The organism is Nocardia sp. NPDC006982 (assembly GCF_042869435.1).
Classification (GTDB): Bacteria; Actinomycetota; Actinomycetes; order Mycobacteriales; family Mycobacteriaceae; genus Nocardia.
Window position 1 is genome coordinate 836,585 of sequence record NZ_JBIAFV010000001.1, and the last position, 13,253, is coordinate 849,837.

The following is a 13,253-nucleotide window of genomic DNA, read 5'->3' on the forward strand; positions in this document are numbered from 1 at the left end:
CTATGCCCCAATACCAGAGTGCCGGTCGGTGGCAGACTTTGCGACCACACAGTCGATTACGTCACGCGCGGTGTACAGTGTCGCAGCCTCCGCGTCGGAGATCTCTATCCCGAACGCGCGCTCGAGTTCTATGACCAGTTCCGCCGAGCGGACCGAGTCCAGGCCATAATCCAGCAACGGCGTATTCACATCGATCGACGGCACCTGCAATCCCCGCGAAAAGAGTTCGCACACCCTAGTACCGACATCGTTCAACCCGGTCATCGCACGTCCTCCCACGCGCTCGAACCTGTCGCGTCCGCTGCTCGCGCGACGCGGGTACAGAACATCGACTCCGTCGCAAAAACCATGAATCTTGGCTGCTCAGTGCGGAATCCAGCGTCAGCCGAGACTGCGATCACTTGCCCTCCGATACGGCAATCAGGACTGTCACGTCCAATATCTCGTCCATGCGCACAACTGTTAGCAATCACAGCGGTGCATGCACACATCTGTACACCGATGATTTACGACTGGCAATGTGAATAGCCGCGACTCAGAGCCGGTTCGAGCTTTCAGCAACCATTTCGCTAATGCAGCTTGTCGGCATGCGCAGAACTCGGCTACACCCACCGAAAAGGGGGCGTGACGAAGCGGCGTCTGAGACAATTCATTCCACGATTCACGGTCACAGACAATTCGTCAATTCGACCATCGGCGGCGGCGCGGGATCATTTGTCAATAAATGCGCTGTTCATACCCGGTTCACTGAGCGGACAGCAGAGTTTCCGAACCGACCTATCGGTACTTTTGTTTTGGATTGAGCGGTAACACATTCCGCGTCGGATACAAAGCCGCGTAACGGCGTTTTTACGTCGCACGGCCGGACACGCGCACCGCCCGAACTCTCGGCTAACTTCTGGTCCCGACGGTGGATGTGACGGCTCTCATTACCCGCCGGTAGCTCCTCTGAAGCGCTGTGACCGGTCACAAGCGCCGGACCACCCGGATAGCGCACTCTCACAGAACCAAGCGAACCGGTCCACATGCCACCCCGGGCAGTTACTGTGAATGCTCCACACAGCTACACCCGTGGCCAAAAAGGAGTCGCCAATGTCCGTCGACCACTCGACCAGGCCGACCCTGACCCTTTCGGGCAAGCCGATGTCGTCCCCGCTCAAGGACGTCCGCGCGCTGTCCCGGCAGATGGTCGGCCACTTCGTGGACAACGTCATCCCGTGCGCGACGATGCCAGGGGAAGCCATAACCGGCGACTTCACCGCCAGCACCCGCGTCTGCCTCGAGATCGCGGTCAGCATGCTCGACGGCAAAGACATCCCGGAGAAGGTGCAGCGGCTCGAAGACCATGCGGCGGGCTGGGCCCGCGAGGGCGTACCGATCGACACCATCCTGCATTCCATCCACGAGGGCTTCCAGATGGGCCTCGAGCTGGTGGTTTCCAGTGCGACGATCAAGGACTACGACAATCTCGTCGACGGAGCCAAGATGGTCGTCGAACTGCTCGACAAGCTCACCTCGGCGATCTCGGTGGCCTACATCCGCGAACTGCGCGCCGTCGTGAGCGAGCACCACACCGCCGTGCACACCCTCACCTCCGCGCTGCTCGGCGGGCACAGCACTTCGACTATGGCGCGCGAATGCGGAATCGCCATCGCGGAGTCGTACGACGTTCTCGCCGTTGCCATTCCACCGCATCGCGACGAGCACAATCCTATGCTCGACGCCCAGGTGGTGGCCCGGCGCAAGTTGCGTCGGCTGCAGGCCGAACTCGCCACGCAATGCGGCGCGAGCGCACTGTCGCTGCTGAGTGTGGACGGCGGCACCGTGCTGATCCCCTCGGCCCAATTCGACAACGACAAGCTCGACGCGGTGGTGGCCAGGCTCTCGCACGCCGCGCAGGTCGGCATTACAGCGACCATGGTCGTCGCCACACCGGAACAGATTCCGAACGCCGCCGACCAGGCACACGAACTCCTGGACATGGTGCAGCGGCTACAGGCCGTGGCCGGGCTCTACCGCTTCGACGAACTCGCCCTCGAATACCAACTCACCCGGCCGGGCCCGGGCCGCGAATACCTCGGTTCGCTGCTGAATCCGCTGGACGAACACCCCGAACTGCTCGAGACCCTGCAACGCCACATCGGCAATAACCTCAACCGCCAGCGCACCGCCCGGGTGCTGCACGTACACACCAATACCGTCGACTACCGACTCAAGCGCATCGGACAACTCACCGGCTTCGACCCGTCACAACCGTCCGGGCTCTGGTATCTGCGCTCCGCCTTGGTCGCGCGCACCTACCGCACGTGACACCGACGCACGCACCTGATAGGGAAGGCCCGCCGGATGATCGTCCGGCGGGCCTCCCTATCAGGAGGGAATGCCGAGCCCCTCGGCCAGCACAGGCCACGAATCCTTCAGCGCCTCTTGCCAGTACCCCCACGAATGGGTGCCCGTCGGCTGGAAATCGTAAGTAGCGGGGATCCCCAGCCGATCCAGTTCGCTGCGCAGGTTCTGGGTGCACCAGTTCACCGCGGATTCGATGACACCGCCGATCACCAGCTGGTTGAAGAACCCGCGCGGCCCGGGCTGCATATGACTGCCGTTGTAGCGGTCATACATGCCGGGCACACCCGTCCCCGTCGAGATGAACAGGTGGATGCCGCGCAACTGCTCGGCATGCAGGTACGGGTCGTTGGCCGCCCACATCGGATCATTCGGCGGCCCATACATATTCACCGTATCGCCCCCACCCCAGCCCTCCACCGCGAGCTTCACGAACTGCTGCCCGATCGGATCACTGATCTGGGCGCAACCGCTGTAGGCCGCAACCGCCTGATACAGACCGGGTTTCGCGATCGGTAACTGCAATACCGAGGTGCCCGAGGTGGACAGTCCCGCGATGGCATTGACGCCCGTGGTTCCGAGTTCGGCATCGATCAGTGGCGGCAACTCCTCGGTGAGGAACGTCTTCCATTTGTACAGACCAAGTTTCGGATCCGGCGTACGCCAGTCGGTGTAGTAGCCCCACTTGCCACCCACCGGCTGAACCACATTCACATCTTTGTCGGCGAGGAACTTCAGCACATCGGTGTTCTTCTGCCAGGTCGCGCTGTCCTGCCCGCCCCCACCACCGTTCAGCAGATACAACGTCGGTCGCGGCGTCGACCGATCCGCCGGACGCAACACCTTCACCATGATGTCCTGCTGCATGGCAGCGGAATACACCCGCAGCTGCACAGTGCGATCATCCTCGGCCCACGACCCGGTGATCGACGACGACGCATCGGCGTTCGCGACCGACGGCACCACAACTATAGTGAACACCGCAGCAAGCGCAGCGAACGCGTGCACCCAACGGCGGCAACGTATTTCACCCCTCGCTCGGCCCGAATCGACAACCGGAGCAGCCGTTCGTCCAGCGGAACTTCGTTTCATTTTCACTTCCTCCAGAACCCTGGCGTTCGTCGACTCGCACGGTTTGTGCTCGTCAACGGCATAGAAACTGCGCCAACGTTAGAACCGGAGCAGAACGATGTTCCGCAGACATCGGCCGGATCTGGACACCTCACGAATGCCTCCGACACCCCTAGGGATACGACACAACCCGCGATTCTCGGCATCCGATTGGGCAGCACAAAGACCCAGCGTTCAGTGTGACAACACCGGTCAGCGTTCCACTGCCACGTCCATGAGTTCGGCACGGCTCGGCCTGTACAGCCCGGCCGCCCACAGCGCGACGGCGATGTAGAGCACCTGTTCAGGGATCCGGATCCACAGCGGGGATGCCGGCGCACCGTTGAACGGGATGTCGGATACGGCGGCGTAGATGTTGGCGGGCAGCAGGGTGACGAACAGTGCGGCCAGGCCGATCCCGGCGGGTCGACGGGTTCTGGTGCGGACGAGACCGAGCGCGCCGAGCAGTTCCAGCACACCGGTCAGGTACACCATGAAACTCGGAAATGGCACGAATGGCGGCACCATCGGCAGCAGGTCACCGTGGGTGGGAGCGGGTCCGCTCGCGAGGCTGTCGGGGAGGAAATGCGTTGTGCCGGTGAGCACCAGCATCGCCGCGAGCGCATACGCCGCGCACGTCGGCCAACCGGTGAATCGAGTGGCTCCCAGTACACCCGACAGGCGCAGCCCGAACAGCACGATCAGGAGAAAGATCAGGATTTCCATTTATGTCTCCGCATGGGTGGGTTGGTTTGGTATCGGTCGGCATGCTGGGAGGAATCGGATGATCAGGTAGCCGAGTACGCCGAGCGGCGCGAACAAGATCGTGAACAGCAGCAATGCGCTGATCAGCACGGGATGGATGCCGCGTTCGCGGCTGTCGAAGTAGATCCAGCGGCCGAGAAAAAGATCGAATCCGACGAAGTGCGCCCATGCCGCAGCCGCGCCGGTACTGCCTGCGAGAATTGTTTGCAGCCCAGGCAGATTCGGGTTGGCAAGAGCGGACAGAAACGGCCCGAACTCCGGTAGCACCAGCGTCGCGTAGATCAGCAGCGGCGGCGCGCAGATCAGCGGTGACGCGACGATGGTCGGTGTTCGGCGCCACCGCGGCGCCAGGATCATCAGTGCCCAGAAGGGCGCGGCGAGCCAGAAGGTGAGGTCGAATAGCGAACGGCTCATCGAGTCGCTCCGATCGCGGTCATCGGATCGGGTGACGGATGCGTGGATCGCGGTCGGCGGCGAATGACAACGGCGACCGATCCGCTTGCAGCAGTGGCGATTACGGCGAGTGCCAGTAGTGTCGGTGCGGCCGGATGCACCACGGATTGTCCGCGCAGCGCCTGCCAGGTCAGCACGGCGAGCAGACCGCCGAAGGTTGCTGCCGCGACAGTCACGAGCGCTGCTCTGGATCGGGCCGATTGCAAGGCAGGGATTCGGCGGGCACCGAATTCCAGGGCGATGACGACCAGCGGAAGCAGTTGCACCGCATGCATTCCGACAAAATGCGGGATGCGTAGATCACCACCGGTGGTGCTCCAGCCGAGAACCCGCAGGCCCGGTCCGCCGTCGGGGAGGCCAACGGTGTGCGCGCCTTGGATGGCGCTGCCGGTCTCACGTTGGGCCGAGGTCGGCATCACCATGAGCATCCCCAATGCCGCCCCGATCAGCGACAGTGTGGCGCCGTAGCGGATCGCGGCGTTACGGGCCGGATCCGGCGTCGGATTACGGAACAGAACCAGCGATACCTCGAGTGACGCGGGCGGCATACCGGCAGGGGTGCTCTGCAGGATCGCACGCCGGAAAAGTCCGGCGGTTCCGGCCGGCATCGCGAGTATCGAGAGCGCCCCGCCGGATTGCCCGGCAACGGTGACCTGCGCCGGATCCCCGCCGAACGCGGCGATATTGTCCCGCACCCACTCCAGTGCGGCCATTTGGTCGAGCAATCCGAGATTGCCTTCGCTCACCCCGGGCAGGCACAGATATCCGAGAACACCGAGTCGATAGTTGATCGTCACGACCACGATGTCGCCGTGCTCGGCCAGCTCCGCACCGTCGTACCACGCCAATCCGCCCGAGCCGCTGGTGAATCCGCCACCGTGCAGGAAAACCAGCACTGGGTGACCGGACCCGCCAGGCGCCCAAACGTTCAGCGACAGACAGTCTTCGGCCTGGGCAACCGTGAACCGACCCATGACGCGCTCCAGCCGTGACGCCAACTGCGGTGCGGCCGGACCGATCTCGACGCTGTCGCGGATGCCCGGCCATGGCACCGGAGCGCGCGGCGCGGCGAATCGCTCGGCAGTCGCGAAAGGGATGCCGCGGAATGCGGTTACCGCACCGTCGGCACTCCCCCTGACCTTCCCCGCGGCAGTCTCGACGATCATCGCGCGACGAATGTCAGTCCGGCGCCGTATGCGTCGCGCGCGGACACAAAGAACCCCGCCGCGGTCGTACGAGTCGGTGTACCAGTGCTTTCCACAATGCGACGCGCGTGATCGACATCGTCGACCCGGATGGTCATCGCCGCGAAGTACGACGGCGAAGGCACCGGCTCACCGGGCAGCACTTGGCCGGCGTCCGACGCCCGAACGAATTCCAGGCGAATATCTTTGTGCGCCAATACCGTCAACGAATCCTCGGTGGTCGGATCGACCGCGACAATGCGGCGGTAGCGGTCGACGATCTCGTCGAACTCGGTGTCGGCGGCCACGATCGTCACCGCCGCGATCCCGCGCGCTCCGTTCGGATGGTCGAGATACCGTGGCTGGTGCACATATTCGCGGTTCAGGTGCTGAGAGATGCCGAGCAGACCCTCGGACGTGCTGCGCGGGTCGATGTGCACCGTGCGGGCGCGCATGGTCCGCACGCCGTCCTCGGTGTCCACGTCACGTTCCAGTTCGAGCACACCGGAAGCGGGCAGTCCGGCTTCGATGAGCCCAGCGCTGACCGCGGCGGCGTCGTCGGTCTCGAGATTGAGAATCCGGAATCCGTCCGGCAGCCGCTTCGCGTGCCACGGGTCCGGCGCGGCGGCATCCACGATGCCGAACAATTCGATGTACGAGTCGCCGAACACGGCGCATTCGTTGGCGATGCAACCCAGAATCGCCGGTTCCCCCGGCCGCTGGCTCATCAGGTGCCGAGACCGTGGGGTCAAGGTGAATCCGAAGGACCGGTATCTACTCGTCATCGCATCGAAGTCACTGCCCTTGAGACCGGTGTGGTGGATGGCTCCGATGTACTGCTGGCCCATGTCGTCGTTCATGCGAACGAGCCTGCTGGACCACAGCGTCGAAGACCGCTTACCGGGCGGTCGACGCCGTTTTCGGACGTCTATCTACCCTGATCGGGTGGATTCGGACACCCTCGACGATCTCGACCTGCAACTGCTGCACGCACTACAGATCGACGGCCGCGCCGCATACAGCACAATCGCCCAGGTACTTGGGGTGTCCTCGCGCACCGTGGCCCGCCGCTACGGCCGTCTGCGCACCAGCGGACTCGTCCGAGTCACCGGCGTCGCGGCCCCGGGGCCGGGCCGATCGCTACCGCCGAGTGGATCGTCCGAATCACGGTTCGAGCCAGTGCCGCCGGCACGCTGGCGCGCGCCCTCGCCCAGCGACCGGACACCGCCTGGGTGACGGTGGTGGACAGCGGTACCGAAATCGTGTGCGTCTTCCGCATTCCCGACGACGGCCCGGCACCGCTGGCCGGACTCGCCCGACATGGCGATGTCCTCGATATCTCCGCACACCGGCTCCTGCACCACTTCATGCAGCGCCGCTGGCGCGGCCGCACCTCCGCGCTGACCACCGCGCAAATCGAGGCACTGCGACCACCGGATACCGCCGCGACACAGTCGCTATCGCTGACCGAGCTCGACCACCGGCTCCTCGCCGCCCTATCGCTCGACGGCCGTACCTCCTACCCCGACCTCGCCCGTCGCATCGGCTGGTCCGAGACAGCGATCCGGCGTCGACTCGACGAGCTTCGACGCGCCGGGATCCTGCGGTTCAGCATCGAAATCGACCCCGCCGCATTCGGTTTCACCGTTTCCTGCGTGATCTGGATGAGCGTAGTACCGCATCAGCTCCAGACTGTGGCGACAGCCTTGGCTTCCGACTTCGAGGCAGCATTCATCGGCGCCACTACCGGCGAGCACAATCTGATAGCGATCGCGGTCTTCCGCAACTCCGCAGAGCTGTATGCCTACCTCACCGAGCGGATCACCACACTGGACGGCATCGAACGCATGGAAACCACACCGATCGCCTCCCACACCAAGCGCGACGCCCAAATATTTCGTTAGTCGGTCGGCGACCGTCGTTTACTGCGGCATCTCCCCCACCCGCACGTTGGTGTCGATGATTCCGAACACCTCGCCCTGTGGTGCCGAGACCATCGCCATCCGGCCGGCAGGCGAGTCGGCGGCCGGCATCAGCACCATCGCGCCGAGCTCGCCGGCCCGCGCCAACCCGGCGTCGACGTCGTCGAACTGGAACCAGGTCAGCCAGTAGCTGGGCATGGGTTCGCCGGGCATCACGGTGTCGTCGTTCATGCCGCCGGCGGCCTGCTCGCCGCCGCGCGGAGTGAACATCGCGTAGATCATGTTCTTGCCGTCGCCGACATCGGCGTAGGTGAAACCGAAGACATCGGCGTAGAACTTCTTCGCGGTGTCGAGCTGCCGGGTGTGCAGTTCGTTCCAGCAGTAGGCGCCGTGCTCGTTGTGGACGGCGGCGCCGTTGTGCGCACGGGCCTGCCAGATGCCGAATGTCGCGCCGACGGTATCGACCCCGATGAACATGCGCCCGGCGTCGAGCACGTCGAAGGGTGGCATGACGACCTGACCGCCTGCCGCGCCCACCTTCTCGGCGATCGCGTCGGCATTGTCGGCGGCGAGGTAGGTCGTCCACACCGAGGGCATCCCGGGCTGCGGCTTGGGGCCGATCCCCGCGACAGCCTGCCCGTTCTTCATCCCCATCAGGTATCCGCCGGCCTCGTCCCCGCCGCTCTCGATGGTCCAGCCGAACAGATCGGCGTAGAACTCGCTCGCCTTCACCGCGTCGTCGACCTGGCAGTCGACCCAACACGGGGTGCCCTCGGACCAAGGTGTGCTTCGAACAGGCATCAATATCTCCGTTCACTCGTCGGTTGCCAGCGGTCACAGATGGGCGTACCGATCCCACCCGAAGTGATGCCGATCACACTTCTGTCTAGTAGTGAACCAGCATCTCCTGCGGGTGTCCTGGAGTTCGCCGAACGTTTACTGACACCGGGTCCGGACATCCGAATGCCCACCGAGCCGATCGTGCGGAATCGGCTCGGTGGGCACGCCGCCACGCGCCTACACCAACCGGGAAACAGAAGGCGGGGTAGGAATCCGTTTCACCGGTACGGGGTCGCACGGCGGTGGGCGCACCCGCCGAACAGGCTCGGGGAGTCAGGGTTCGTCCTGTTCGGCTGCGGCGCACGCCTACTCGGGTGTCACAGCTTGCCGCCGCCGCCGATCAACCACGGGTTGAAGGCGCAGTCCAGATTCGGATGGCCGGCCGGGTCGAGCGCATTGAGCGCGATCGACAGGGCGCGTGGCGAGTACATGATCGTCAGGTGGTCGGAGAGGTCCTGTTCGCAACCATCCTGCAGGGTGATGTTGTGGACGGTCACGCCCGGACCCGCCTTCAGGAAGGTCAGGTCGTAGGGGTTGGTGACCTCGTCGTAGCGAGTTCCGACCACGGTGTAGTCGACGCCGGGGATGGTGTCGCCGTTGGCGTTGAGCTGGTTCACGAAATCCGAGCCGATGGTCTGCTGGATGCCCGCGTGACCGACGAAGATCTCGATGAATCCGAGGATATCGATGCCGAAGTTATTGATGGCCCTGCCCAATGCGCCGATGCCGTCGAGGCTGGTGCCGTGGTGGGTGGCGCCGAAGGTGACCAGGTTCTTCACCTTGGCCGCACCACCCTCGAACTTGGTGTACCAGTTGGCCATCGAACCGCCCTGGGAGTGGGCGACGATATCGACCTCGGACGCGCCGGTCGCGGCCAGCACTCGATCGACGAAGGCGGCGACCTGTTTCGCCGAATCCTGGATGTAGCCGGTGCCCATCACACCGGGTAGCACCGAGCCGAGACCGCCGCCTTCCAGCAGGTTCGAGCGACCGTAGTTGAAGGTGAAGACGCAAAAGCCCGCATCCTTCAGCGGCTGGCCCATATAGGCGAATCCGTTGTAGGCGTTCATCCAGGTGCCGTGCAGTGCGATGACGGGGCGTGGATGTTCGGCGGTCGGCCTGCAGTTCCAGTCATTGGTGCCGGGCGGTGCGACATCGGGATTCAGCAGGCCGTAGCCGAAGGCGGCCAGCCACGATGTCATCGGCGGGCCGTAACCCCGTGTGTCACTGGCGTATCCGCCCGACGACCCGGAGCTGCTGCCGGAGCCGCCGTAGCAATCACCGGAGCCATTGCCCGATCCCGCACCGCTGCCCGAGGTGCAGGCCGAACCCGAACTGCCCGCGCTGCCGGAATCGGCGACCGGCGCCACCTTCCGGCCGGCGGCGATGTAGTCGGCCAGAGTCTGCTCCGTGGGCGCCGGATCGGGATTCGCATTGGCTGCGACCCCGGTCACACTCATGGCGAGCACCGAGACGCCCATCATCACCGCGGCGCTGACCGACCGACCGCATCTACTTCGTTTCATGACATGCCTTCCTGGAGAACAACAGCGTTCGAGTCGCAGCGCCGAGGTATGTCGGTCGACGGCACCGAAACTGCGCCAACGCTAAATCCGGGTGTCGGGCGAAACCCATGGGACGGCAAGGCAACTGGATACCTCACCAAACCGCTTTGTCTCCGTTAGGGTTGCGGCACAATCACGGTCTTCCGGTGCCGCAGTGACGGCCACAATTCGCGCGATCCAATTCGGTGAATTATCCAGATCACCAACGGATCACGAGGAATTCGGAAAATTTGGGGCGACCATGGTTCCACGTTTTCCCGCCGCCATCGGCTACCCGACGGCTCATGAGTGGAGCTGCCATGTTCGATCCGATCGAATCCACCGTCCGCTTCGGCCGCGGCATCGCGCGGATGACCGCGGGGACCCTGTTCGGCGCCGCGACAATGGCGGCGGCATTGCTGCACAGCCCGACCGCGGTCGCGGATGTTGGCGGCTCGGCCCAGCAACCGCAGGGGCTGCTGTTCGGTTGGCCGCCAATCGAACCCGCACCGCCGGCACAGTTCCTCGGCTTCCGCGGACCGCAGACCGCGATCGTTGTGCTCGGGTACGGACTGCTGCCCGACGGCGAAATGCGACCGGAGTTGATCAGTCGACTCACGCCGGGTATGTGCAGGCACTGCTGGCTCCGCTGTCACCGATCATCGTGACCGGCGGTAATCCGCGCAACGGAGTCACCGAGGCGCACGCGATGGCGGATTGGCTTATCGGACACGGTATCCCGCTCGAGCGCGTCTACATCGAGGCCGAGGCGGTGTCGACCGCTCAGAATGCCGAACGTTCGGCTCGGATCATGCACGATATCGGCATGCGCGACGCCGTCGTGGTGACCTCCGCGGACCATATCGACCGGGCCGCAGCGCTTTTCGGCGATGCCGGAATAGCCGTCGTCGCCACCGTCACTCCTGAAAAGATACCGCCGCTCGTTTGGGAGTTCGGGCCGAGATCCTGAGCCGCACCACATTCCGCAACACAGGAGCGAACATGAACAAGAGCGCCGTCGATGCCGCTGCCGCCCCAGCCGACCAGGCCCGCGCATTACTCGACCACCGGTATCGATCCGCCACCACCTACGAGGTCGGACGGGAAAAGATCCGTGAATTCGCCCGCGCGATACAGGATTTCCACCCCGCACATTGGAATGAGGAGGCGGCCGCGCAGCTCGGTTTCGACGGTTTGATCGCCCCGCCAACATTCGCCTCGATAATCCTGCTCCGGGTCCATCGCGAAATACTCGATACCCTCATCACCGGCTACGATTCGCACCGGATTCTGCACGCGGACCAGGTGCTCGATATCGGTAGGCCACTGGTCGCCGGCGACCGGATCACCTGTGATGTCTATTTCGAATCATTCCGGCATTTCGCCGATTACGACGTATTCGCGGTCAAGAGCGTATTGACCGACCAGCATGGCGAGGTGGTGCAGACCGGATCGACAGCTCTACTGGCGCGCACCGGGCCCGAGGGCGCGGGATCGGCGGAGCGGGTCGGCCGGATCGCCATGCACTCCACCGATGCGCCGGGTACGCCCGGCGTCGTTGTTCCGGGCGACGGCGACGGGATCGTGGCACCGATCTCGTCCCGCGCACCGCGAACCACGGTCGATTTCGACTCTCTTACGGTCGGTACGGAGTTGCCGGCCCGGATCGTACATCTGTCGCGCGGTGACCTGGTCAATTATGCCGGGGTGACCGGTGATACCAATCCGGTGCTGTTCAGTGAGCAGGCCGCCAACGCGACCGGTCTGCCGACCGTCGTCGCCCCCGGCATGCTCAAACTCGGCCTGGCCGCCGGATACCTCGGTGGCTGGCTCGGTGACCCGGCGGCTGCCACCCGATTCCGCGCCCAGTTCGCGCATTACACGCACTATCTGCACATTCCGCCGCTACAGGCCAGCGCCATCGAATTCCGTGGTCGGATAGCCGCACTCGATTCGCATCGCCGTAAGGCCACGGTCGCGCTGGACGCAAGGTCGCACGGCCGTAGGCTTTTCGGCTACGCGGCGGCGGAAGTCCTTTTCCCGAAGCGGGATTGAAGTCCGGTCAGCCGCGCGAGTCTGCGATGTGAGTCCAGCCGCGCAGCGCGGTCGTAAGTGCTGGTATGGACCAGGATTTCGTCCGCGCCGGTGCGTGTGACCAAGGCTTCCAACGCCTCCGCGACCTCGTCCTCGGTGCCGTGGATATGGTCGCGCAGCGCCTCGTCGAAGATACGGCGTTCCCGCTCGGTCATCGTCATGGATTCGATCTCCGCGGGTGGAATCAGCACCGGAAACGCACCGCGCGTACGGGAATACGCGCTCGACCACGCCTCGGGCAGCAACAGCCGATGGGCTTCGGCGGTCGAATCGGCGATCACCACCGCACCGGATACGACGACATACGGTTCGGATCCCCAGGGCGACGGACGGAATTCCGCGCGATAGCGGTCGATCGCCTCGACCATGCGCCCCGTTCCGGCGATCGAGGCGATGACCAGCGGCAGGCCGAAACGCGCGGCACGCTCCGCACCGGAGCCGGTCGCCAGCAGGAATGCGGGTACCCGCAACCCCTCCGCAGGCCAAGCGTGCACACCCGACTTGCCGCGCGTGAAGTATTCGAGCACATCGGTGAGCTGCTGATCGAAATCGGCGGCATCGCTCTTGTCGTGTCCGAGCGCCCGTCGCACCCCATCGGTGAAACCAACCGAGCGCCCGAGCCCCATATCGATCCGCCCCGGGTACAGCGATTCCAGGACGCCGAATTGCTCGGCCACGACCAACGGCTGATGGTTCGGCAGCATCACCCCGCCGGTCCCGATTCGGATCCGCGAAGTCACCGCAGCGGCAGCCGCGGCCAGTACGGTTGGCGCCGAGCCTGCGACTCCAGGCACGCTGTGGTGCTCCGAGACCCAGAACCGGTGGTATCCCCAATCCTCGGCCGAGCGCGCGAACTCCACGGTCTCCCGCAGTGCCTCCGGGTGGCTCTGTCCGCGTCGTACGCGCGAGCGATCCAGAATCGAAAACCGCACCTCATCGAGTCCCGAAGTCATATCTGTGTCAACACCCCGGGCCCCGCCGCATTCCACCGCGCG

General features: G+C 64.5%; 15 protein-coding genes. 6 read left to right on the forward strand and 9 right to left on the reverse strand.

Annotated features, from left to right (window positions below):
• Entirely contained in the window at positions 1–264 is a 264-nt protein-coding gene (locus ACFYOW_RS03645; RefSeq protein WP_387284170.1) for an acyl carrier protein, read from the reverse strand.
• Between the two features lie 828 nt (positions 265–1,092).
• Between ACFYOW_RS03645 and ACFYOW_RS03650 the strand changes: the two genes are divergently transcribed.
• The gene (locus tag ACFYOW_RS03650; protein WP_387284172.1) at positions 1,093–2,310 is read left to right on the forward strand and encodes a PucR family transcriptional regulator; all 1,218 of its coding nucleotides are present in this window, start codon (positions 1,093–1,095) and stop codon (positions 2,308–2,310) included.
• 60 nt (positions 2,311–2,370) lie between these two features.
• Here ACFYOW_RS03650 and ACFYOW_RS03655 read toward each other — a convergent pair whose 3' ends face one another.
• From ACFYOW_RS03655 to ACFYOW_RS03675, 5 genes are all read right to left on the reverse strand, one after another.
• Entirely contained in the window at positions 2,371–3,438 is a 1,068-nt protein-coding gene (locus tag ACFYOW_RS03655) for an alpha/beta hydrolase (RefSeq protein ID WP_387284174.1), read from the reverse strand.
• 231 nt (positions 3,439–3,669) lie between these two features.
• Positions 3,670–4,182, reverse strand: a complete 513-nt coding sequence (locus tag ACFYOW_RS03660; RefSeq protein WP_387284176.1) for a hypothetical protein — start codon at positions 4,180–4,182, stop codon at positions 3,670–3,672.
• On the reverse strand, positions 4,183–4,635 hold the full coding sequence (locus ACFYOW_RS03665; protein WP_387284178.1) for an ABA4-like family protein: 453 nt from the start codon (positions 4,633–4,635) through the stop codon (positions 4,183–4,185).
• Positions 4,632–5,840 (reverse strand): carboxylesterase family protein, encoded by a 1,209-nt coding sequence (locus tag ACFYOW_RS03670; protein WP_387284180.1) that lies wholly within the window; start codon positions 5,838–5,840, stop codon positions 4,632–4,634. Before ACFYOW_RS03670 ends, ACFYOW_RS03665 begins: the two co-directional genes overlap by 4 nt.
• Positions 5,837–6,718, reverse strand: a complete 882-nt coding sequence (locus ACFYOW_RS03675) for a VOC family protein (RefSeq protein ID WP_387284182.1) — start codon at positions 6,716–6,718, stop codon at positions 5,837–5,839. Before ACFYOW_RS03675 ends, ACFYOW_RS03670 begins: the two co-directional genes overlap by 4 nt.
• A gap of 85 nt (positions 6,719–6,803) precedes the next feature.
• Between ACFYOW_RS03675 and ACFYOW_RS03680 the strand changes: the two genes are divergently transcribed.
• Both ACFYOW_RS03680 and ACFYOW_RS03685 read left to right on the forward strand, forming a co-directional pair.
• Complete coding sequence (locus tag ACFYOW_RS03680) at positions 6,804–7,094, forward strand: AsnC family protein (RefSeq protein WP_387284184.1); 291 nt, start codon at positions 6,804–6,806, stop codon at positions 7,092–7,094.
• Positions 7,091–7,762 (forward strand): Lrp/AsnC family transcriptional regulator, encoded by a 672-nt coding sequence (locus ACFYOW_RS03685; RefSeq protein WP_387284186.1) that lies wholly within the window; start codon positions 7,091–7,093, stop codon positions 7,760–7,762. Before ACFYOW_RS03680 ends, ACFYOW_RS03685 begins: the two co-directional genes overlap by 4 nt.
• An 18-nt stretch (positions 7,763–7,780) precedes the next feature.
• On the opposite strand, the gene ACFYOW_RS03690 is transcribed toward ACFYOW_RS03685, so the two are convergent.
• A complete protein-coding gene (locus ACFYOW_RS03690) occupies positions 7,781–8,581 on the reverse strand; it encodes a VOC family protein (RefSeq protein ID WP_387284188.1) in 801 nt (266 codons plus the stop codon).
• 356 nt (positions 8,582–8,937) lie between these two features.
• Positions 8,938–10,146, reverse strand: a complete 1,209-nt coding sequence (locus tag ACFYOW_RS03695) for an esterase/lipase family protein (protein ID WP_387284190.1) — start codon at positions 10,144–10,146, stop codon at positions 8,938–8,940.
• Between the two features lie 338 nt (positions 10,147–10,484).
• Here ACFYOW_RS03695 and ACFYOW_RS03700 point away from each other — a divergent pair, with 338 nt between their 5' ends.
• Genes ACFYOW_RS03700 through ACFYOW_RS03710 form a run of 3 tightly spaced genes read left to right on the forward strand, consistent with a single transcriptional unit; the run spans position 10,485 to position 12,219 of the window.
• Positions 10,485–10,832: a hypothetical protein gene (locus ACFYOW_RS03700; RefSeq protein WP_387284192.1), complete on the forward strand. Its 348-nt coding sequence runs from the start codon at positions 10,485–10,487 to the stop codon at positions 10,830–10,832.
• Positions 10,793–11,134, forward strand: a complete 342-nt coding sequence (locus ACFYOW_RS03705) for a YdcF family protein (RefSeq protein WP_387284194.1) — start codon at positions 10,793–10,795, stop codon at positions 11,132–11,134. The genes ACFYOW_RS03700 and ACFYOW_RS03705 overlap by 40 nt, the downstream gene beginning before the upstream one ends.
• A gap of 32 nt (positions 11,135–11,166) precedes the next feature.
• On the forward strand, positions 11,167–12,219 hold the full coding sequence (locus tag ACFYOW_RS03710; RefSeq protein ID WP_387284196.1) for a fused (3R)-hydroxyacyl-ACP dehydratase subunits HadA/HadB: 1,053 nt from the start codon (positions 11,167–11,169) through the stop codon (positions 12,217–12,219).
• Here ACFYOW_RS03710 and ACFYOW_RS03715 read toward each other — a convergent pair.
• The gene (locus ACFYOW_RS03715; protein ID WP_387284197.1) at positions 12,180–13,211 is read right to left on the reverse strand and encodes an LLM class flavin-dependent oxidoreductase; all 1,032 of its coding nucleotides are present in this window, start codon (positions 13,209–13,211) and stop codon (positions 12,180–12,182) included. The two genes, ACFYOW_RS03710 and ACFYOW_RS03715, sit on opposite strands and share 40 nt — an antisense overlap.
• Positions 13,212–13,253 lie beyond the last annotated feature (42 nt).